Annotated in this window: 23 protein-coding genes; 12 read left to right on the top strand and 11 right to left on the bottom strand. The window is 64.4% G+C overall.

The annotated features are described in order from the left end of the window. From AU465_RS30510 to AU465_RS30500, 3 genes are all read right to left on the bottom strand, one after another. Positions 1 to 1,700 (bottom strand): BatA domain-containing protein (locus AU465_RS30510; protein WP_192256291.1); only part of this gene is annotated, 1,700 nt, incomplete at its 3' end. Then, a complete protein-coding gene (locus AU465_RS30505; protein ID WP_192256290.1) occupies positions 1,697 to 2,665 on the bottom strand; it encodes a DUF58 domain-containing protein in 969 nt (322 codons plus the stop codon). The genes AU465_RS30505 and AU465_RS30510, both read right to left, overlap by 4 nt. Then, positions 2,665 to 3,669 carry an AAA family ATPase gene (locus AU465_RS30500; RefSeq protein ID WP_192256288.1) on the bottom strand — a complete coding sequence of 335 codons (1,005 nt, stop codon included), beginning with the start codon at positions 3,667 to 3,669 and terminating at the stop codon, positions 2,665 to 2,667. The genes AU465_RS30505 and AU465_RS30500 overlap by 1 nt, the downstream gene beginning before the upstream one ends. Before the next feature lie 154 nt (positions 3,670 to 3,823). Between AU465_RS30500 and AU465_RS30495 the strand changes: the two genes are divergently transcribed. Genes AU465_RS30495 through AU465_RS30485 form a run of 3 tightly spaced genes read left to right on the top strand, consistent with a single transcriptional unit; the run spans position 3,824 to position 6,350 of the window. After that, entirely contained in the window at positions 3,824 to 4,453 is a 630-nt protein-coding gene (locus tag AU465_RS30495) for a DUF1285 domain-containing protein (RefSeq protein WP_192256296.1), read from the top strand. Then, positions 4,453 to 5,085 (top strand): CoA pyrophosphatase, encoded by a 633-nt coding sequence (locus tag AU465_RS30490; RefSeq protein WP_192256286.1) that lies wholly within the window; start codon positions 4,453 to 4,455, stop codon positions 5,083 to 5,085. Before AU465_RS30495 ends, AU465_RS30490 begins: the two co-directional genes overlap by 1 nt. Further along, entirely contained in the window at positions 5,082 to 6,350 is a 1,269-nt protein-coding gene (locus tag AU465_RS30485; protein WP_192256284.1) for a CCA tRNA nucleotidyltransferase, read from the top strand. The genes AU465_RS30490 and AU465_RS30485 overlap by 4 nt, the downstream gene beginning before the upstream one ends. Before the next feature lie 28 nt (positions 6,351 to 6,378). On the opposite strand, the gene AU465_RS30480 is transcribed toward AU465_RS30485, so the two are convergent. The 3 genes from AU465_RS30480 to AU465_RS30470 all read right to left on the bottom strand — a co-directional run bounded on the left by AU465_RS30480 (position 6,379) and on the right by AU465_RS30470 (position 8,485). Then, positions 6,379 to 7,359, bottom strand: a complete 981-nt coding sequence (locus AU465_RS30480; RefSeq protein WP_192256282.1) for a S8 family serine peptidase — start codon at positions 7,357 to 7,359, stop codon at positions 6,379 to 6,381. An 88-nt stretch (positions 7,360 to 7,447) separates the two neighbouring features. Next, positions 7,448 to 8,026 (bottom strand): hypothetical protein, encoded by a 579-nt coding sequence (locus tag AU465_RS30475; protein ID WP_192256280.1) that lies wholly within the window; start codon positions 8,024 to 8,026, stop codon positions 7,448 to 7,450. Positions 8,027 to 8,299: 273 nt separating this feature from the next. Further along, positions 8,300 to 8,485, bottom strand: a complete 186-nt coding sequence (locus AU465_RS30470; protein ID WP_059188453.1) for a DUF1059 domain-containing protein — start codon at positions 8,483 to 8,485, stop codon at positions 8,300 to 8,302. Between AU465_RS30470 and AU465_RS30465 the strand changes: the two genes are divergently transcribed. Continuing rightward, positions 8,484 to 8,813: a hypothetical protein gene (locus AU465_RS30465; protein WP_192256278.1), complete on the top strand. Its 330-nt coding sequence runs from the start codon at positions 8,484 to 8,486 to the stop codon at positions 8,811 to 8,813. The genes AU465_RS30470 and AU465_RS30465 overlap by 2 nt on opposite strands. Here AU465_RS30465 and AU465_RS30460 read toward each other — a convergent pair. Together AU465_RS30460 and hemF are read right to left on the bottom strand one after the other, a co-directional pair. After that, a complete protein-coding gene (locus tag AU465_RS30460; protein ID WP_192256276.1) occupies positions 8,803 to 9,057 on the bottom strand; it encodes a DUF1344 domain-containing protein in 255 nt (84 codons plus the stop codon). The two genes, AU465_RS30465 and AU465_RS30460, sit on opposite strands and share 11 nt — an antisense overlap. 242 nt (positions 9,058 to 9,299) lie before the next feature. Continuing rightward, positions 9,300 to 10,214: an oxygen-dependent coproporphyrinogen oxidase gene (hemF, locus tag AU465_RS30455; RefSeq protein ID WP_192256274.1), complete on the bottom strand. Its 915-nt coding sequence runs from the start codon at positions 10,212 to 10,214 to the stop codon at positions 9,300 to 9,302. Positions 10,215 to 10,335: 121 nt separating this feature from the next. Here hemF and AU465_RS30450 point away from each other — a divergent pair, with 121 nt between their 5' ends. Beyond that, positions 10,336 to 10,593, top strand: coding sequence for a hypothetical protein (locus tag AU465_RS30450; RefSeq protein ID WP_192256272.1), 258 nt, complete (start codon positions 10,336 to 10,338; stop codon positions 10,591 to 10,593). 3 nt (positions 10,594 to 10,596) lie between these two features. Here AU465_RS30450 and soxR read toward each other — a convergent pair whose 3' ends face one another. Further along, positions 10,597 to 11,040 carry a redox-sensitive transcriptional activator SoxR gene (gene soxR / locus AU465_RS30445; protein ID WP_192256270.1) on the bottom strand — a complete coding sequence of 148 codons (444 nt, stop codon included), beginning with the start codon at positions 11,038 to 11,040 and terminating at the stop codon, positions 10,597 to 10,599. A gap of 274 nt (positions 11,041 to 11,314) precedes the next feature. Next, positions 11,315 to 11,773, bottom strand: a complete 459-nt coding sequence (locus AU465_RS30440; protein WP_192256268.1) for a tRNA (cytidine(34)-2'-O)-methyltransferase — start codon at positions 11,771 to 11,773, stop codon at positions 11,315 to 11,317. Positions 11,774 to 12,258: 485 nt separating this feature from the next. Here AU465_RS30440 and AU465_RS36850 point away from each other — a divergent pair, with 485 nt between their 5' ends. From AU465_RS36850 to AU465_RS30420, 4 genes are read left to right on the top strand one after another with little or no spacing between them, the layout of a single operon-like run. Continuing rightward, positions 12,259 to 12,657 (top strand): hypothetical protein, encoded by a 399-nt coding sequence (locus tag AU465_RS36850; RefSeq protein WP_246506556.1) that lies wholly within the window; start codon positions 12,259 to 12,261, stop codon positions 12,655 to 12,657. A 25-nt stretch (positions 12,658 to 12,682) separates the two neighbouring features. Continuing rightward, the gene (locus AU465_RS30430) at positions 12,683 to 14,563 is read left to right on the top strand and encodes an ABC transporter ATP-binding protein (RefSeq protein WP_192256266.1); all 1,881 of its coding nucleotides are present in this window, start codon (positions 12,683 to 12,685) and stop codon (positions 14,561 to 14,563) included. Further along, positions 14,560 to 16,443, top strand: a complete 1,884-nt coding sequence (locus AU465_RS30425; protein ID WP_192256264.1) for an ABC transporter ATP-binding protein — start codon at positions 14,560 to 14,562, stop codon at positions 16,441 to 16,443. Before AU465_RS30430 ends, AU465_RS30425 begins: the two co-directional genes overlap by 4 nt. Before the next feature lie 9 nt (positions 16,444 to 16,452). Next, positions 16,453 to 16,764 carry a DUF6665 family protein gene (locus AU465_RS30420; RefSeq protein WP_192256262.1) on the top strand — a complete coding sequence of 104 codons (312 nt, stop codon included), beginning with the start codon at positions 16,453 to 16,455 and terminating at the stop codon, positions 16,762 to 16,764. Positions 16,765 to 16,780: 16 nt separating this feature from the next. On the opposite strand, the gene AU465_RS30415 is transcribed toward AU465_RS30420, so the two are convergent. Further along, positions 16,781 to 17,125: a cupin domain-containing protein gene (locus AU465_RS30415; RefSeq protein WP_192256295.1), complete on the bottom strand. Its 345-nt coding sequence runs from the start codon at positions 17,123 to 17,125 to the stop codon at positions 16,781 to 16,783. 312 nt (positions 17,126 to 17,437) lie between these two features. Between AU465_RS30415 and petA the strand changes: the two genes are divergently transcribed. The 3 genes from petA to AU465_RS30400 are packed head-to-tail and all read left to right on the top strand — an operon-like array spanning position 17,438 to position 20,206. Beyond that, complete coding sequence (petA, locus tag AU465_RS30410) at positions 17,438 to 17,998, top strand: ubiquinol-cytochrome c reductase iron-sulfur subunit (protein ID WP_192256260.1); 561 nt, start codon at positions 17,438 to 17,440, stop codon at positions 17,996 to 17,998. Positions 17,999 to 18,014: 16 nt separating this feature from the next. Then, positions 18,015 to 19,319 carry a cytochrome b gene (locus tag AU465_RS30405; protein ID WP_192256258.1) on the top strand — a complete coding sequence of 435 codons (1,305 nt, stop codon included), beginning with the start codon at positions 18,015 to 18,017 and terminating at the stop codon, positions 19,317 to 19,319. Between the two features lie 29 nt (positions 19,320 to 19,348). Beyond that, positions 19,349 to 20,206: a cytochrome c1 gene (locus tag AU465_RS30400; protein ID WP_192256256.1), complete on the top strand. Its 858-nt coding sequence runs from the start codon at positions 19,349 to 19,351 to the stop codon at positions 20,204 to 20,206. The last annotated feature ends 121 nt before the right edge of the window (positions 20,207 to 20,327 follow it).

The raw sequence follows: 20,327 nt of genomic DNA, 5'->3' as shown, positions 1-20,327 counted from the left end.
ACGAGCGGCCGCGCATCGGGCGTCGGCGGCACCAGCGCGCCGTCGGCGCCGATCATGCGATAGGGCGCCAGCGACGCGGCGGCAGCCTCGGCATTGGCGACCGCGGCGCCCTGGTTGCGCGACAATTGCACGACGCGCCTCAGCATCTCGACGAAGCTGCCGGAGATCGGCAGGTTAGACCAGGTCGCCTCCGGCGTGACATGGAAGAGCACGAGCGTGCCCTTGTCCTTCTTCATGCCCGTGACCAGAGGCGTGCCGTCGGCAAGTGTGGCCCAGGTGCGCTCGACGATGTCGGGCGTGGGTTCGGCCAGCACCTGCCGGCTGACCGTCACCTCGGTCGGCGGCGCGAGATCGGCGAACGGGCCGTTCTTTGGGAATTCGGTGACCTGTTGCGGCGTCGTCCAGGACAGCGCACCGCCCAGTGCGCGCTCGCCGCCGCGCAGCCGGACCGGCAAGAGATCATCGTCATTGCCGGCGGCTGCCAGCCTTGAACCGGCAAAGCGCACCAGCGTGCCGCCATTGTTCACCCAGTCGACCAGCCGCTGCCGGACCTGCGCGGGGATGGTACCGACATCGGCCATGATGACCATGGCCGGCTTCTGGTCGAGAAGCTGCGGAATGGCGTCGGCCAGATCGGCGCTCGACGGCTCGACCAGATCGGCGAAGGGCTGCAGGGCGCGGCGAATGTAATAGAGCGGCGACAGCAGCGGCTGCGCCTGGTCTGCCTCGGCCTGCGAAAGCAGCCCGACGCGGCGGCGCTTGGAGCTCTCGTCCAGCACGCGCACGGCTCCGGCCTGATGCTCGCCATCGAGTGCTATCGAGGCGAAGTCGTTGCGCAATTCAAACGGCACCTTCATCGTTCCGGTGGCGGTGGTCTCGCCCGGCGCGAAGGTCAGCGTCGCGTCGGCGATGCGGCGGCCCTTGTCGTCGAAAGCGCCCGCCGTGACTTGCGCCGGCGCCGGATCGCCCGGCGCACGGATGGCGGTCAGCGTGAAACCGTCGACCTGATTGTCGGCACCGGTCAGGCCGGTGAGCGAAACCCGGTCCGAGGTGGCCCAGACCAGCCGCGAGGCGTTTTTTTCCAGAAGCGTCTTGAAGGCCGCTTCGTCGCCATTGGCCGCAAGGCCATCGGCAAGCACGGCGACGCTGGCGCCCGGCAGGCGCTCCAATGTGGCGGCGACGCGGGCATAGACGGCGGGGCGGTCGGCCGGGATCGGGCGCGGCTTTGCCGCGCGCAGGCGGTCGAGCGCGGCCGATGCATCGAAGGGACCGATCTCGGCATTCGGCTTCTCGGCGGTGAAGGCGATGACGACCGGCACGCCGTTCGAGCCGGCGTCGGCGATCAGCCGCTCGGCGGTGGCGACGCGCTTGCCCCAATCGGCCGCGCTCGCCCAGTCATTGTCGATGACCAGCGCAAGCGCCGAGCCCTCCGCCGGCAGCTTTTCGCGCGGATTGAAGACCGGTTCGGCGAGCGCGGTGACGACAAGGGCGGCCATCAGCAGGCGAAGCAGCGTCAGCCACCAGGGGCTTTGATGCGGCGTCTCCTCGCGCCTCAGGACGCGGGCAAGGATCCTCAGCGGCGGAAAGACCTCGGTCTGCGGCCTGGGCGGCGTCAGCCTCAGCAGCCACCAGATCACCGGCAGGGCCAGCAGACCCCACAGCACCATCGGCGCGCCGAAGGAGAGCGGCAGCCAGCTCATGCGAGCGCCTTTCCGGCATGACTGCCGCCGGCAGTCAGCCCTGCATGGCTGCCGCCGGCAGCCAGCCCTGGGCGGCTGCTGTCGGCGGTCATCGCCATGTGGACCCGCACGAGCGCCTCGGAGGCGAGGCGGTCGGTATGGTTGACGGTGAAACTCCAGCCGAGGCGCTTGCACCAGCCGGCCAGTTCCTCGCGGCGGGCGGTGTAGAGCAGGCGGTATTCGTCTTTAAGCGTTTCGGCGCGGCCGGCGGTCAGCTTGTCGCCGGTCTCGGGATCGGTGAATTCGGTACGACCGGAATAAGGGAAGGTCTCCTCGGCCGGGTCGGCGACCTCGATCAGATGCGCGCGTACGCCGTGACGGGCGAGCACGTCGAGCCAGGCCATGGTTTCCCCGACCGGATCGAGGAAATCGCTGACGATGACGATGTCGCAGAAGCGGCGGATGGCCGAGAGGTCGGGCTTGGCCGGCAGGTTGCCGGCATGGCTGAGCTGGGCCGCGATGCGTTCGGCGCCGTTGCGGGCTGTGAACGGGTCGGTGAGGCCCGGCCAGGCAATGCGCTCGCCGCTGCGCGACAGAAGCTCGGCCAGGGCAAGCGTCAGCACCAGCGCGCGCGATTCCTTGGAAACGCCGGCTCCGGCGGACTTGTAGAGCATGGAGCGCGAGGGGTCGGACCAGAGCCAGACGGTATGAGCCGCTTCCCACTCGCGGTCGCGCACATAGGTGTGGTCGTCGCGGGCCGAGCGGCGCCAGTCGATGCGCGAGGCATCGCCTTCGACATAGGGGCGGAACTGCCAGAAATTCTCGCCGATGCCGCGCTTGCGGCGGCCGTGCCAGCCGGCGATCACGGTGTTGACGATGCGGCGCGCCTCGACCAGCAGGTCCGGCACCAGAGAGGCCCGCAACCGGCCGCGGGCGAGCGCGTCGCGCGTCGCAACCGGTGCCTGGACCTCGCCTATTCGACCCATTAGATGCCTTTTGCCAGTTTCGCCACCACGTCGCGCACGGATGTGCCTTCGGCGCGAGCAGCGAAAGTCAACGCCATGCGATGCTGCAGCACCGGCTCCGCCAAGGCACGGACGTCGTCGACCGACGGCGCCAGCCTTCCATCATATAGGGCGCGCGCTCGCGCGCACAGTGTCAGCGCCTGGCTGGCGCGCGGTCCCGGGCCCCAGGCGACGTGCTTGTCGGTGTCGGCAATGCCCTGACCGGGACGAGCCGAGCGCACCAGCTTGAGGATCGCCTCGACGACGCTTTCCGGCACCGGCATGCGGCGGATCAGCGTCTGAATCTCCTTCAGCCTGGCCGACTGCAGTACATTGTCGGTCCTGGCCTCCTCGACGCCGGTGGTTTCGAGCAGAATGCGGCGTTCGGCTTCGATCTCCGGATAGAGGATGTCGACCTGCATCAGGAAGCGGTCGAGCTGGGCTTCCGGCAGCGGATAGGTGCCTTCCTGTTCCAGCGGGTTCTGCGTCGCCAGTACGTGGAAAGGCGAGGGCAGGTCGTGGCGAACGCCGGCGATGGTGACGTGATATTCCTGCATCGACTGCAGCAGCGCCGACTGTGTGCGCGGCGAGGCGCGGTTGATCTCGTCCGCCATCAAAAGCTGGGTGAAGATCGGCCCAGAGATGAAGCGGAAGGAACGCTTGCCGAATTCGTCCTGCTCCATCACTTCCGAGCCGAGGATATCGGACGGCATCAGGTCGGGCGTGAACTGGATGCGGCGGGAATCGAGGCCGAGCACGATGCCGAGCGTCTCGACAAGCTTGGTCTTGGCGAGGCCCGGCACGCCGACAAGCAGCGCATGGCCGCCGGCCAGCAGCGCAACCAGCGTGCGCTCGACGACGGCTTCCTGGCCGAAGATCACGCGGCCTACGGCATCGCGCACCTTCGAGATGTCGGCCAGCGCCTTCTCGGCCTGCTCGATCATCGCCTTGTCACTCAACGGGCTTTCCTTGATCATCACGCTCATGCCGTTCGATCCTTGTGGTTGGAAATACCGGCCTGCACTCTCAAAGTCGCAGAATGCCGCGATTCGGCCTCGCCTGGCGCCTGCATTCGAACTTAAATCACAGACTTGGGCTGACAAGGCTGACAATCGGGACAACAGTGACTATTTCGTGACCATGACCGAACGTGTCGAGCATCGCGAACAGAGTTTGACCCGCGCCACAGAGGCGCGTGGTCTGGAAGCGCTGATCTCGCGGGCGTCGTGCGCGGACAAGGGACCGGCTCCGGTAGAGCGCTGGAATCCGGACTTCTGCGGCGATCTCGACATGGAGATCAAGGCCGACGGAACCTGGCTCTATCTCGGCACGCCGATCGGGCGCATGCCGCTGGTACAGCTCTTTTCGAGCGTCCTGCGCAAGGACGCCGACGGCAAGACCTATCTGGTGACGCCGGTGGAGCGGGTGGGGATCCGCGTCGTAGACGCGCCCTTCATCGCCGTCGAGATGAACGTGTCGGGGACCGGCGACGGGCAGGTCGTCACCTTCCGCACCAATGTCGGCGACGTGGTCACCGCCGGGCCCGGCCATCCGCTGCGCTTCGTCGACGAGGACGCCACGGGCGGGCTCAAGCCCTACGTGCTGGTGCGCGGTCGGCTGGAAGCTCTGGTGGCGCGGCCGGTGATGTACGAACTGGTCGAGCATGGCGAGGAGATCGACATCGACGGCAAAGCGATGTTCGCCGTCCGCTCCGGCGGCGAGGTCTATCCGATCATGCCGGTCGAAAAGCTCGAGCGGCTGAGCGCGTGATGGACCAGGTGGCGCCGGTGCCGTTCTCGATCGCGGATTTTCGCGCCCGTGTCGCGGCGCAGCCGGAGGCGCAAGCCGGCAACGAGTTCGGCGATCATCGCTTCAATCCAGGCCATCCCAGGCTGAAGCACATAAAGCCGCTGCGCGACGCCGCTGTGCTTATCCCGGTCATCGATCACGCCGATGGCGCCGCGGTCCTGCTTACCAAGCGCGCCGAGAGGCTGCGCAGCCATTCCGGCCAGGTGGCTTTCCCCGGCGGCACCATCGATCCGACCGATCCCGGCCCTGAGGCCACAGCGTTGCGCGAGACCTTCGAAGAGATCGGCCTCGACCGCGACCACATCGAAATCATCGGCCGTATGCCCGACTATATCTCAGGCAGCGGCTACCGCATCGTGCCGGTGCTTTCCGTGGTGCGGCCGGGCTTTTCGCTGACGCTCAATGCCGACGAGGTCGACGCCGCCTTCGAGGTGCCGCTGCGCTTCCTGATGGACCCTGTCAACCACGCGCGCGACAGCCGCATGTGGAACGACCTCGAATGGTTCTTCTACGAGATGCCCTATGGCGGCCAGCGCATCTGGGGCGTCACCGCCGGCATCATCCGCACACTCTATGAAAGGCTCTATGCGTGAGCGCTGAGGTGTCTCTCTTGGGCCAGGCCGATTGGCTGGGCGAAAAGCATCTGCAGAAGCTGCTTGCCGCGCTGAAGGAAGGCGGCGAGGAGGCGCGCGTGGCCGGCGGAGCGGTGCGCAACGCGCTGATCGGCCAGCCGGTCGCCGATATCGACATCGCCACGACGACCGTGCCCGAGGAAACAATCCGCCGCGCCCAGGCCGCCCGCTTCAAGACCGTGCCGACCGGGATCGAGCACGGCACCATCACGGCAATCGCCGGCGGCAAGGCCTATGAGGTCACGACGCTCAGGGCCGATATCGAGACCGACGGCCGGCGGGCGAAAGTGACCTTCGGGCGCGACTGGAAGGCGGACGCCGAGCGGCGCGACTTCACCATCAACGCGCTCTATGCCGAAGCCGACGGGACGGTTGTCGACCTTGTCGGCGGCGTCGCCGATATCGAGGCGAGGCGGCTGCGTTTCATCGGCGATCCGGAAGCGCGCATCCGCGAGGATTATCTGCGCATCCTGCGCTTCTTCCGCTTTTTTGCCTGGTACGGCGACGGCCGGCCTGACGCTGAGGGCCTGAAGGCCTGCGCCAGGCTGAAGGACGGGCTCGGCAGGCTTTCGGCCGAGCGCGTCTGGTCCGAACTGAAGAAGCTGCTTTTGGCGCCCGATCCTTCGCGTGCCCTGCTGTGGATGCGCCAGGCCGGCGTTCTCACGGCCGTGCTGCCGGAGAGCGAGAAGTGGGGCATCGACGCCATCCACGGGCTGGTCAGGACCGAAGAGGATCTCGGCTGGAATGCCGATCCGCTGCTCCGGCTGGAGGCAATGGTTCCGCCGGATGCCGCGCGCATGAAGACACTTGCCGAAAGGCTGAGATTTTCGACCGGCGAAGGGGAACGCCTGCGGCGCTGGGCGCTGACTGCTCAGCCTGAACCCAAGACGACAGAGACGGAATTCTCGAAAAAGCTCTATTTCGGCGATCGCGAAGGCTTCGTCGATCGGCTGCGGCTCGCGCTCGCCGCCGCGCGCGCACGCGCGGTCGAGGACAATCAGGCGATGATTGAACCCGGTGGTTTCTCGCGCCTGCTCAATTTCGCCTTGAAATGGGAAAAACCGGTGTTCCCGGTCAAGGGCGCCGATCTGACCGACCTCGGCGCCTCGCCCGGCCCGAAGCTTGGCGCCACGCTGAAAAAACTCGAGAAGGAATGGGCGGATTCCGGGTTCATCATGGACCGCGGCGCGCTGCTCAAACGCGCCGCGAAGGCTCTCGGGGCTTAGAGCGACAGGCCGGATCGATCGGTGCCGGTCAATGGATCGCCACAGGGGCCAGGGCGCGCGAAAGGCTTGCCTCGCCCTTGCCGTAGATCGACGGGTCGTAATTGACCAGCGTGTCGGTACGAGCCGTGTTGAGCAGGTCGTTGGTGATCTGAACCGGCGTTGCCTTCGTGAATTTGCTACCGATGATCGCGGCGTATCCGGAGATGATCGGCGCGGCGAAGGACGTGCCGTAAAGGCCGGTCTTGTCGCCTTCGACGCCGACCACCAGGAATTGGCCCTGCACGAGCGGGTCGGAGCCGGCGTAGTTGGAATACCAGGCAAGCTGAGCCTTGTTCGATGTCGTGCCGTTCGTCGACAGTGCCCCGACAAAGATCGCCGTCGGCTTGCCGATCAGGGCGAGGTCGAGATAGTCCTGCTGGCCGCCGGTGATCCCGCCTACGGCGACCGCGTCGTTGCCAGCCGCCTTCGACACTATGGCCGATCCCTTGGTGGCGTAGGAGATGATCGATGCCTCCTCCGGGGCCCACCCGATCTGGTTCACGCTGTAGCCGGCATTCGCGTACATGCCATAACTGAGGTTGAGCACGTTCAGACCGCTTGCCAGCGAGACGGCCGAGCCCGTCGAGAAATCCTTGGAGCGTATGGTCGCGGCCGGAGCGATCATGCTTGCTTCTTCACGCGTCCATTCACCATGCCGCTGGGTCTGCACGCCAATGCCGAAATTGCCGGAGAAGCGCGATGAACTGCTGAAGTCGTCGACGATGGTGATGGTGACACGCTTGCCTTTGTAGCCCGCAGCCCATGCGGCACCGACATCGGGGCTCATCCAGCTCTGCACCGCTTGTGTCGTTCGCGCAGCCGGTATCTTTGCGCTTACGCATATGGACCCGCCGCCGTGGCACATCGCGGCCGTCTGGTCCGCGTCGAGAGCTTCCTGCGCCGACGCCAGGCATGCCGGCAGAATGGTGAGTGCCGCGGCAATGCCGAACTTCCAGATATTACCAGACATGGTCTTACTCCCGGTCAAGCAGGAACGAGGATGGACGATTTGCGAATCCGGAAAGCAAGAAGACTTCGCATGTATGGCCTTCCGGCGGTCAGAAAGTAACACGGTAATTGAGCCACAGGCGCAACCTCTCGGGTGTAGCGTTAACCAGATATTTCAGCGTTTCCTCAGGCGCCGTCTCGCCGGCCGCGAGCCGGCAGTTGACGCTGTAGGTGCCCAGATCCCCGTAGTCGGCCACGCAGGGCTTTTCGGTCAGGTTGCCGCCGAAGGTCGAGGTAACAGAAAGAGACAGCGTGCTGTTCAGGCTCGGATGGGTCTGGGTGAGAAAACCGAGCTTGAGGCTCGGCGCTATGCGGTATTTCTCGGCTTGTTCCCCGGTCCCAAAACCCCACAGAATGCCGCTGTTTTCGGTGATCTGCGTGAGAAAATCGACATGCATGTCGACCCAATTGCTGTGGTACCACCGATTGAACGAGACCCAGCTTCCGTCCTGCAACTCGTAGCCGCCATTGCCGAGGCCTCTTGCGCGGTCGCTGAGCCAAGACCCCTGGCGGATATCCACGAGCGACGTGGTCATCTCCTGAGCGGCCACGGGCGACGCGCCCACGAACGCGCACAATAGGAGCGCCGCTGTGCGGGAACCGCCTCGATTGTCCGATTTTTCGCGCATGCGCGAAGCACCTCGTCCCACCGAACCCGGCCAGCGCCCTGGTGGCGAACGGCTCCTCGGACAGCCGCTTGTGACCGGATCATGCGCGCGACGATCGCATGCATACCGTTACCGTAGGGTTATCCAAGCCGATACGAATATAAGTTTTTGTTTGAATTCGGCGAAGCCGGGCCGTTGCCGGCGATCGGGACGCAAACGAAGCGAGATGCGCCTGAATGCTGCATCCCGCTCACCGTCTTTGTTGGTGGTCGTACGAAATGGCGACCGGATGCCTCAGGCCGCGTCGCGGACCTTCTGGATGCGCGAGCGGATCGCCTCGATCATGGTCTCGCGGATGATGGTTTCGCCGTGGGTCTCGCGCATGTGCTCGACGGCACGGCGCATGACCTCCGCCTCTTCCTCGGCGCGCGTGTGCCAGTCACAGCCAGGGACGAGTGTTCCGCATTGGAATTCCTTCATGGGTTTTCCTTTCCTTGCTGCGGAGCGGTTCAGCCTTGACCGCTCCAGCTATTGTTTTGCGCAATCCCGCGCGGAAAACCGCCGGGCACTTTTCCTGGAATTGCTCAAGTGGACAACCATAACACATGTCGCCGGCTTCGGTTGCATCAAGAGTCATGCCGTTCGGAGGGCGGTCAAAGTGCTGAAGCCGAAAAAGGCGGAGCCCCAGGGCTCCGCCTTCTGTTGCCTAAGCTTGCCAAGGCTGCGCAGGCCGTCACTTCATGATCTTGCCAAGGCCGCAGGTCGTCACTTCATGATCTTGCCAAGGCCGCAGGCCGTCACTTCATGATCTTGACGGCCTCGGCAATCTTGCCGCTCATATCCCAGGAAACGCGGACCTTCTCGCCCGGCTTGATGCCAGGATCCTTGAAGGCCTTGGACAGCGTGAAGGTCGATCCGTTGTCCAGAACAAGGCTCATGGCCGTTCCATCAAAGCTCTTGACCGTGCCCGTGGTGTGCTTGACCGCGGCGAACGCGGCGCCACCGGAGGCGAGAAAGGCAGCGGCTGCTGCCGTCACAATAAGCTTGCGCATTGGCATGCTCTCCTGGAATGCGGGCACCGTTTGGGAAGGCACCCCTCTCGATCAGGCCGTCCGGACGCGTCGGGTCGCGGCCCATGGGAGATGGACCGCCGGCGCTTCCCGACCCGGAAACGTTAAATAACTCAATTTTTTCAAAAGGATATTAGACGAAAAAGAAATTGCCGCCGCCACATTGTCCGCCAAGATTCGGCGAATGGAACATCAATGCGGCCAGCGTCCCGCTCACCGGATTTTTACGGCCACTTTACCTCGGGCGGCAGGCTGGACAGGATCGAGGCGACATTGCCGCCGGTCTTCAGGCCGAAGATGGTGCCGCGATCGTGAAGCAAATTGAATTCCACGTAACGGCCGCGCCGGATGAGCTGTTCGTCGCGGTCGCCGTCGGTCCAGTTCTCGTTGAAATTGGCCCGAACCAGGTGGGAATAGACAACGAGGAAAGAGCGTCCGACATCCTGGACGAAATTGAAATCGGCGTCCCAACCGCCCTTGTCCTCGTCAGAATGCAGCCAGTCGAAAAAGATGCCGCCGATGCCGCGCGGCTCGTCGCGGTGCGGCAGGAAGAAGTACTCGTCGCACCATGCCTTGTATTTCGCATAGTCGGCGACGGCGGCGTTCTTCTCGCAGGCGAATTGCATGGCGCGGTGGAAGGCGAGCGTATCGGGGTCGTCCTGGGTACGGCGGCGATCGAGCACCGGCGTCAGGTCGGCGCCACCGCCAAACCAGTGGCGCGTGGTCACGACCATACGCGTGTTCATGTGCACGGCCGGCACGTTGGGGTTCCAGGGATGCGCAATCAGCGAAATGCCGCTCGCCCAGAAGCGCGGATCCTCCTCAGCGCCGGGCATCTGCTTCCTGAATTCGGGCGAGAATTCGCCGTAGACGGTCGATGTGTGTACGCCCACTTTCTCGAAAACGCGGCCGCGCATCATCGACATGGTGCCGCCGCCGCCTTTGCCCTCGTCGCGCTCCCAGGGAGTCTTCTCGAAATGCCCGGGCGACCAGGACGATTGCGGTCCGGTGAGTTCCTGCTCGATCTGCTCGAATGTGGCGCAGATGCGCTCGCGCAGCGCTTCGAACCAGAGGCGGGCCTTCATCTTCTTCTGTTCGATGTCGGCCGGCAGGCCCACGGGAAGGTCAGGTCGTTCCAATTCCGTCTCCAGTCACGGGCTTGCTTGCCCGACAAATGACTCGTTTTTTCCGCGCGCGATCCCTAATCTCTTAAGGGCAAGGGTCAAGTCCTGTCTGACCAAGGTGCAAGGGAGTTCCTTCGTGCGCACCCCGGCAAGACCGCCGCTGGATGGCTTGAGGAAGAGGCTGGAGCGCTCGCGGGCCGAGCGCGAAGGGCAGCCGCGCGACGGATTCCTGCGCGAGACTTTCGTGCTGCCCCGTCCGGCCGCGCGCCTCAAGGCGAAGGAATGGTTCGAGCGCTTTCCCAAGCAGGCCTACTGGACCGAGATCGAAAGCTGGTTCGAACGCCCGGGCGATGTCATCGAGTTCACCATGCGGAGGCTGCCGGCGGCAGACTAGCCGTCAGCCCACCACCAGCCGCCTCGCCCCGGTGCCCTCCCGCGCCAGCCGATCTTCCTTGTTCCTGAGCGGGCATTTGTCGATCGACATGCAGCCGCAGCCGATGCAGTCGGTCAGCCCGTCGCGCAACTTCTTCAACTGGCTGATCTTGTGGTCGAGCCCGTCGCGCCAGGCCGTCGAAAGCAGATTCCAATCCTCGCGCGTTGGGGTGCGGCCCTCGGGCAGGGACCGGAACGCCGCGGCAATCTCGGCGAGCGAGATGCCGACCTCCTGCGCGACGCGGATGATCGCCACCCGTCGCAGCACGTCGCGGCTGTAGCGCCGCTGGTTGCCCGCCGTGCGATGGCTGCGGATCAGCCCGCGCGCCTCGTAGAAATGCAGCGCCGACACCGCCACGCCGCTGCGCATCGCCACCTGGCCGACCGTCAATTCCCGTACCGGAGCCATTTCGCAATTTCCGCTTGACCTCAAGTTAGGTTGAGCTTGTAGCGAAGAAACGTTGATACGGCAAATGCAGGAGAAGGCGATGTGCGCCTGGGTGAAAATGACGGCAGAAGGGGAGGCGATCCGCGACGGCGAGCAAGGGCTGAGGATGCTGGAGCGGTTTATCGTTTCGGGAAAACGCAGAACCGCTCAAGCTCTTTGTTTTGACGCAATTCCGGACGGAAGGCTACGGCGAAGTCGCCGAGCCCAACCGTTTCACACTTTTCCTGGAATTGCTTTAGCCGAGCTGGCGGAGCGCTTCGCCCGCGACCATCGCGACGGACAGCGCGACATTGATGCTGCGCGCGCCTTGCCGCATCGCAATGGTCAGTCGCGCATCCGCCGCCTCGTGAATCTCTTCCGGCACGCCGGCGGATTCGCGGCCGAACAGAAGGATGTCGCCGGCGGCGAAAGCAAACTCCGTGTAGGCGGTCGCGGCCTTGGTGGTGAGCAGCACAAGGCGGCGCGCGTTCGCCCTGCGCCATTCCTCGAAGGCGTGCCAGTCGGCATGACGGGCAAGCGCCGCCATTTCGAGATAGTCCATGCCGGCCCGTTTCAGCGCCCGATCGGAGAGCGGAAAGCCGGCCGGCTCGATGATGTCGACACTGAGATCGAGGCAGGCGGCGAAGCGCAGGATTGTCCCGGTGTTGCCGGCGATATCAGGCTGGTAGAGCGCGATGCGGAGACGGTCGTTCATTTCCGCATCTTTCTAATAAGTGGCAGATCGGCCACAGGCGTCTCCCGCTTTTGGCGATTTCTGGACTGGCGGGTGGCCATTTTCTGCGAAGTCGAGTATATGCCCACCATCGTCAACCCGAACCGAAGGAGGGGGACCAGATGATTACCATGCACTTCCAGTTCCTCTCCGGGCAGCGCCTCTCCGGGGCTCTTGTATGCCCAACGGCGGTTTCGGTACGACGATTCTTCTGACACTTTAAGACCTCATCGCACCGATTCCCGCCGAACCCAGTTTTCGGTTTTCGAAGGAATCTCGCGATGTTTTTCAAACTGCCAAAGGGCCGCCGCGCCCCACCCGAACGTGTCAGGACCGACGCTTGCCGTCATGTCCGGGCTGACGCTTGCCGTCATGTCCCGACCGACGCATTTCGCGCCTCCGGCCGAATGCCGGAGGTTGAGTTCGTATCACCCTTTTTAACGCATTTGCACATGGAGGACGGACCGATGTTCGATCCCTATAAAATACCGGGTTCAAGAAGCCTGCACGAGCGCAAGATGGCGACCTGGGCGCTGCTGATCGGCGAGACCTATTCGTCGGCGGTGCACGCCGAGACGCGCCGGCGTCCGCATCGCGGCATGTTGCCCGACGTTGATTTCTCGCGCGCCGTGCCCGATCCCGGCCGGCCTTCGCTGGTGCGCCGTGTCGTCAGGCTGTTCCGGCCCGGTGAGAAAGCGCGGGCTGGCTCCAACGTGTCGTCAGGATCGCCAAACGAGCCTGTCGGCGAAAAGCCCGCGACACCCTATATTGCGCGAAGCAGGGCCGGCGATTCAGTTGATTCCGTATCGCCGGCCCGTCGCGCAGCGCGGCCGAACGGCCTTGCCCATCAATCCCGCGCTGCGTGAGCGCATAGACAGTCGAGTGCCCGGAATGTTCCGCTGGTTTGAAAAGAGGCTCGACCCGTTTCCCGCCGCGGAGCCGGTCGAGCCGCCGAAGACGCTGGTCGCCTTCTGCGTGCACTATACGCGCGGCGTCTGGCCCTACATCGTCGTGGATGCAGTGCTGGTGGCGGCGATCGCCATCACCGAAGTGTGGATGTTCGGTTTCATGGGCCGCATCGTCGACTGGCTGTCGGCGCAGAACCGGGAAACCTTCCTGCAGACCGAGAGCTGGAAACTGGCCGGCATGGCTTTCATCGTGCTGTTTGCGCTGCCCGGCACGGTCTGGGTGCGTTCGTTGTTCAACCAGCAGACGATGATGGGCAACTACCCGATGCGCATCCGCTGGCAGGTGCATCGCTACCTGCTGAAACAGTCGATGGCTTTCTACCAGGATGAGTTCGCCGGCCGCATCGCCACCAAGCTGATGCAGACCGCACTCGCCGTGCGCGACTGCGTCATGAAGGTTATAGACGTCCTCAACTACGTCATCGTCTACTTTCTCGGCATGCTGTTCATCGTCGGCTCGGCGGACTTGCGGCTGGCCGCACCCTTGGGCGTATGGCTGATCGGCTATATTGCGCTGCTGCGGTATTTTATTCCCCGGCTCGGCAAGGTCGGTGAGGAACAGGCTAATGCGCGTTCGACCATGACTGGTCGTGTCGTCGACAGCTATGCCAACATCCAGACGGTGAAGCTGTTTTCCCACGCGCGCCGCGAGGCGGCCTTCGCTCGGGAAGGCATGGCGGGCTTCCTCGATACCGTGTACCGCTCGATGCGCCTGGTGACGGTGCTCTACGGCCTGCTCTACATCCTGAATTCGCTGCTTTTGTTCACTGTCACGGCGATCTCGCTGTGGCTGTGGCTCGCCGATGCGGTGACGATCGGCGCGGTCGCCGTGGTCATCGGCCTGGTGCTCAGGATGTGGGGCATGTCGCAGTGGATCATGTGGGAGATGTCGGGCCTGTTCGAGAATATCGGCACGGTGCAGGACGGCATCCAGTCGATCTCGCTGCCGCGGCTGGTCGAGGACCGCCCTGGCGCCAGAGACATCGCCGTTAGCCGGGGCGAGATCCGCTTCGAGGACATCGGCTTCCACTACGGCAAGCAGAAGGGCGTCATCGACAACCTGTCGCTCACCGTGAAGCCCGGCGAGAAGGTCGGCATCGTCGGCCGCTCCGGCGCCGGCAAGTCGACGCTGGTCAACCTCTTGCTGCGCTTCTACGACCTGGAAGGCGGCCGGATTCTGATCGACGGCCAGGAGATCGCCGGGGTGAAGCAGGATTCGCTGCGCGCGCAGATCGGCATGGTGACGCAGGACACATCTCTGCTGCACCGGTCGGTGCGGGAGAACATCCTCTACGGCCGACCCGACGCGACTGACGAGATGCTGATCGAGGCAGCGCGGAGGGCGGAGGCGCTCGATTTCATCGGCGGACTTTCGGACCACAACGGCCGCAAGGGATTCGACGCCCATGTCGGCGACCGGGGTGTCAAATTGTCCGGCGGCCAGCGCCAGCGCGTCGCCATTGCCCGCGTCATGTTGAAGGATGCGCCGATCCTCATCCTCGACGAGGCGACCTCGGCGCTCGATTCGGAAGCCGAGGCGGCGATCCAGGAGAACCTCTACAAGCTGATGCAAGGCAAGACCGTGATTGCCATCGCGCACCGGCTGTCGACCATCGCCGCGATGGACAGGCTCGTCGTCATGGACAAGGGCCGCGTCATCGAGGAAGGGTCGCACGAGGAACTCGTCGCCAGGGGCGGGCTCTATGCCCAGCTATGGCGGCGCCAGTCGGGCGGCTTCCTGCTCGACGAGGTTCCAGCCGAGGCCGCCAATGACGCTATTGCCAAGGGTGAAGCCGCGGAATGATGAAGGCCGTCTATCGCTGGTTCGAAAGCTGGGTCTACCCGTTCCGCGAGCCCGCGAATCTTCGGCCACCCGCCAGCGTCGGCGGCTTCCTCTGGCACTATGTCGGACAGGCGAAGCTCGCCTTCTTCGCCATGCTGATCATCGGCGGCATCGCGCCGCTGGTCGAGGCCGGGCTGTTCTATTTCGTCGGGCGGCTGGTCGACATCCTCGACCAGCTTCCCGGCGAGCGCAGCTGGCATGCGCTTTGGGCCGCCGCCGGTCCCGAGCTTCTGTTCATGGGCGCGGTGGTGCTGGTCATCCGCACGCTGGTGGTCGGCCTTTCGGCGCTGGTCGACGAGCAGACGATCACGCCGGGCTTCTACAGCCTGGTGCGCTGGCAGGCGCACCGGCATGTCTCGCGCCAGTCCTACGCTTTCTTCCAGAACGATTTCGCCGGGCGCATCGCCACCAAAGTCTGGCAGGCGGGGCAGGCAACCGGCGACCTGATGGAGAGCTTCATCGAGGTGATCTGGTTCATGATCGTCTACACGGTGACGACGCTGGCGCTGGTCGCCGGCCTCGACCTCAGGCTGGCGGTGCTGGTGGTGATATGGATCGCCGCCTTCGCCTGGCTGGCGAGGCTCTATTTGCCGGCGATCCGCAAGCATGCCGAGGCGACCGCCGAGGCCGGCTCGATGATCACCGGCCGAATCGTCGATTCCTATTCCAATGTGCAGACGCTGAAGCTGTTCGCCGCCGACGGCGACGACCGCTATATCCGCAGCGGCTTCGACATCTATCTCGATGCGCTGCGGCCGTTCACGCGCCGGCTGACTGGCGTGCGCATGGCGCTGACGACGCTTTCCGGCATCATGATCACGTCAATCGCCGTCTTTGCCGTTTATCTTTGGGTGGAGGGCTCGATCACCGTCGGCGCCGTCGCTTTCACGCTTTCTCTCGTCTTGCGGCTCAACATGCTGCTGGGACGGGTAATGATGCAGCTCAACAGCATCTTGAGGAATCTCGGCGTGCTGGAGAATTCCAAGGCGCTGATCTCGCAATCGCTCGGCCTGACCGACGCACCGGACGCCAAGGAACTGGTGGTTGCCGGTGGCCGCATCGACCTCAAGAACGTCACCTTCCACTACGGCAAGGGGGCAGGGGTCCTCGACGGCATCGACCTTGTCGTGCGGCCGGGCGAGAAGGTCGGACTGGTCGGCCCGTCGGGCGCCGGCAAGACGACGCTGGCCAATCTCATCCTGCGCCTCTACGACCTCGAGGGCGGCAAGATCCTGATCGACGGCCAGGACATCGCCGGGGTGACGCAGAATTCGTTGCGCGCCAATATCGGCGTGGTCAGCCAGGATACCGCACTCTTCCACCGCTCGCTGCGCGACAATATCAAGCTCGGCATGCCGGACGCGACCGATGCTGAGGTGATCGCCGCGGCGCGCAAAGCCGAGGCGCATGATTTCATCATGGGCCTGCGCGACAACCGCGAGCGGGCCGGCTACGAGGCCTATGTCGGCGAGCGCGGCGTGAAGCTCTCCGGCGGCCAGCGCCAGCGCGTGGCGATCGCCCGCCTTTTCCTCAAGGATGCGCCGATCCTCATCCTCGACGAGGCGACCTCGGCGCTCGATTCCGACATCGAGGCGGCCATCCAGGAGAATCTGGCGCGGCTGATGGAGGACAAGACCGTCATCGCCATCGCCCATCGGCTCTCGACCATCGCCGCGCTCGACCGGCTGGTCGTGCTCGACGACGGGCGCATCGTCGAGGAGGGCACGCATGACGAGCTGGTGGCGCTCGACGGCCTTTATGCGCGGCTCTGGAAGCGCCAGTCCGGCGGCTTCCTGTTCAATGAGGAAAGCGTGCTGGAAGAGACGCGCCCGGCGGGGTAGAACGCAGCCATGTCGGTCAGAATGCCCTGCAATTTCGGACGGTCAGGCGCGCAGGAAAGCGCGCTCGACCTACTCGGCCACGAAATCCTCGCCGAAAAGGCGGCCGCGCTTGGCCGCGCCGGCCAGCGCGTCGAGGAGACACTGGCGAAGCTGCGCGAAAACGGCGAGGGCGGAGATCGCAACCGGCTGCTCAAGGAGGCTGCGGCGGCCGTCCACGGCTATTTCATCCAGCGCGAACTCTGCGGCCTTCGCCGGCACGACGTCGTGATCCGCGAATACAACATCCCAAGGGCAGTGCTGGTCAGGCTCGGCGCGAGCTAGGAAGGCCGATCCGAATCTATTCCAGCCATTCCGTGATGAAATGGCCATTCTCATGGATGTCGGTGGTCTCAAGCGGGCCGGGTCCGAGATTGGTGAATTTGTGCGGCGTGTCGGGCGGCACGATCAGGATCTGGCCAGCGGACGCCTCGATTTGCTGGTCGCCGACGGTGAACAGGCCGGTTCCGGAGCGGATGACGAAGATCTCCGCATAAGGATGCTTGTGCAGCCGCGGGCCGCCGCCGATCTCCGGCAGATAGTTGAAGATCAGGCAGCTTTTGGAACCCCAGGCGCCGCATTGCAGCTCGCCTTGCCAGCGGTCGGGGGCTTCAGCCCATTTGTCGCGGTCGATGACATGCGCCATGGGCGGAGAATAGACCGGGCCAACGAGTGCTGTCGAGGCGAACAAGCCACCGTTTTCGCTCCCGATTTCCCGCTATTTCATGGCCTTCGCCGGTCTGCCGGCGGGGCATCCGACCTAGCCGCGCCACGCAGCCGCGACAATGTGCCCTTGTGCCTTCACCCGACTGGACAAAAACGGGCTTCACGCATAAACCCAACTCCAAATGCCGGAGGAATTCGCTAGCCTGTTCGCCATGCGCTGTCGGGCCGGCGCGATTGAGCGGGGACAAGGCTCGGCCGCCGGCACGGAAAGAGGCGAAAGGATCAGGCACCCGTGAGCGCAACCGAAATCCACGATCCCAACCGTCGCGATTTTCTCTACATCGCCACCGGCATGGCCGGCGTGGTCGGCGCAGGGGCCGTCGCCTGGCCGTTCATCGACCAGATGCGCCCGGACGCCTCGACGCTGGCGCTGGCCTCGGTCGAAGTCGACGTCTCCTCGCTGCAGCCCGGCAGCTCGCTGATCGTCAAGTGGCGCGGCAAGCCGGTCGTGGTGCGCAACCGCACCGAGAAGGAAATGAAGGACGGCGAGGCGGTCAGCCTCAACGATCTCAAGGACCCGATCGCCCGCAACGCCAACCTTGCCTCCGACGCGCCGGCGACCGACGCCAACCGCACAACGCCCGGCAAGGAAGCCTGGATGGTCATGGTGCAGGTCTGCACCCATCTCGGCTGCATCCCGCTCGGCCAGGAAGGCGATTTCGGCGGCTGGTTCTGCCCGTGCCACGGCTCGCAGTACGACACCGCCGGCCGCATCCGCAAAGGCCCGGCGCCCGAGAACATGGCGATCCCGGTCTATCAGTTCATTTCCGACACCAAGATCCGTATCGGCTGAGGCAGGGGATATTTCGATGAGCGAGGGACATTCCACCTACACGCCGAAGACCGGCATCGAGCGCTGGTTCGACGCGCGCATGCCGCTGCCGCGGCTGATCTATGACAGCTTCGTCGCCTATCCGGTACCGCGCAACCTCAACTACATGTGGACGTTCGGCGGCATCTTGTCGATCATGCTGACCGCGCAGATCCTGACCGGCATCGTGCTGGCCATGCACTACACGTCCGACACCAATCTCGCCTTCGATTCGGTCGAAAAGATCATGCGCGACGTGAATTCGGGATGGCTGTTGCGCTATCTCCATTCCAACGGCGCCTCCTTCTTCTTCGTCGCCGTCTATATCCACATTTTCCGCGGCCTCTTCTACGGCTCCTACAAGGCGCCGCGCGAGCTGCTGTGGATCCTCGGCTGCATCATTTACCTTCTGATGATGGCCACCGGCTTCATGGGCTACGTGCTGCCCTGGGGACAGATGAGCTTCTGGGGCGCCACCGTCATCACCGGCTTCTTCAGCGCCATTCCGCTGGTCGGCAACTGGATCCAGGAACTGCTGCTTGGCGGCTTCGCCGTCGACAATCCGACGCTGAACCGCTTCTTCGCCCTGCATTACCTGTTGCCGTTCATGATCGCCGGCGTCGTCGTGCTGCACATCTGGGCGCTGCATGTCGTCGGCCAGTCGAACCCGACCGGCATCGAGGTCAAGTCGAAGACCGACACCGTCGCCTTCACGCCTTATGCGACCATCAAGGATGCGTTCGGCATGATCGTGTTCCTGTTCATTTTCGCCTATTTCGTCTTCTATCTGCCGAACTATCTCGGCCACCCGGACAACTACACTGTCGCCAACCCGCTGAAGACGCCGGCCCACATCGTACCGGAATGGTACTTCCTGCCGTTCTACGCGATCCTGCGCGCCATCACCTTCAACATCGGGCCGATCAATTCCAAGCTCGGCGGCGTGCTGTGCATGTTCGGCGCCATCGCCATGCTGTTCCTGGTGCCGTGGCTCGACACCTCCAAGGTGCGCTCGGCGGTCTACCGGCCCTGGTACAAGCTGTTCTTCTGGTTGTTCGTGGCTGACGCCATCCTGCTCGGATGGCTGGGCTCGCAGCCGGCGGAAGGCAGCTATGTGTTCATGGCGCAGATGGCGACGCTGTTCTACTTCGCCTTCTTCCTGGTCGTCATGCCGGTGCTCGGCCTGATCGAGACGCCGCGGCGGCTGCCGAACTCGATCACCGAGGCGGTGCTGGAAAAGAAAAACAAGGGGGCCGGCGGCCATCCGGCAGGCGCGGTGAGCGCGCCGGAAACCAAGGGCTGAGCGATAAAGAGAATCCAAGGGGATTTGGCATGAAGAAGATTCTCACCTCGCTGGCGGTGCTTGGCCTTCTAGCGACAGGCGTTGGAGCCGCCATGGCCCAGGAGGGGCACGCCGAAGCCGCGCCGACGCATTTCCCGATCAACGAACCGAAGGAAATGAGCTGGACCTTCGCCGGCCCGTTCGGCACCTACGACAAGGCCCAGCTGCAGCGCGGCCTGAAGGTCTACAAGGAAGTCTGCTCGGCCTGCCACTCGATGAACCTAGTGGCGTTCCGCACGCTGGAAGGGCTTGGCTATTCTGAGGCGCAGATCAAGACGCTCGCCGCCGAATACACCATCCATGACGGCCCGAACGATGCCGGCGACATGTTCGACCGGCCCGGCAAGCCGTCGGACCACTTCCCGGCGCCGTTCCCGAACGAGCAGGCAGCCGCGGCCGCCAATGGCGGCGCCGCGCCGCCCGACATGTCGCTGCTTGCCAAGGCGCGCGGCGTCGAGCGCGGCTTCCCGCGCTTCGTCTTCGACATCTTCACCCAGTACGCCCAGGGCGGCCCGGACTACATCCACTCGCTGCTCACCGGCTACGACCAGACGCCGCCGGCCGGGATGGCGATCCCGGAAGGCACGCACTACAATCCGTACTTCCTGTCCGGCGTGTCGCTGAAGATGCCGAAGCCGCTTTCCGATGGCCAGGTGACCTATGACGACGGCTCGCCGCAGACGGTCGACCAGTATTCGCGTGACGTCGCCGCGTTCCTGATGTGGGCGGCGGAGCCGCATCTCGAGGACCGCAAGAAGACCGGCTTCCGCGTGTTGGTGTTCCTGCTGATCTTCGGCGCGCTCGTCTACATGACCAAGCGCAAGGTGTGGGCCGACGTGGCGCATTGAGCCCCCCATATTCGAGAAGTTTAAAAAGGGCGCCGCGAAGGCGCCCTTTTGCATCTCGAGACCACTTGCGGCCGGCCATGTCACATGGCCGTCATCACGCGTGGCGATCCTGCCTTGCCCC

The organism is Mesorhizobium silamurunense, from assembly GCF_014843905.1.
GTDB classification, from domain to species: domain Bacteria; phylum Pseudomonadota; class Alphaproteobacteria; order Rhizobiales; family Rhizobiaceae; genus Mesorhizobium; species Mesorhizobium silamurunense.
The sequence above is the reverse complement of the archived record's forward strand: the minus strand, read 5'-3'. Positions and strand labels throughout refer to the sequence as shown.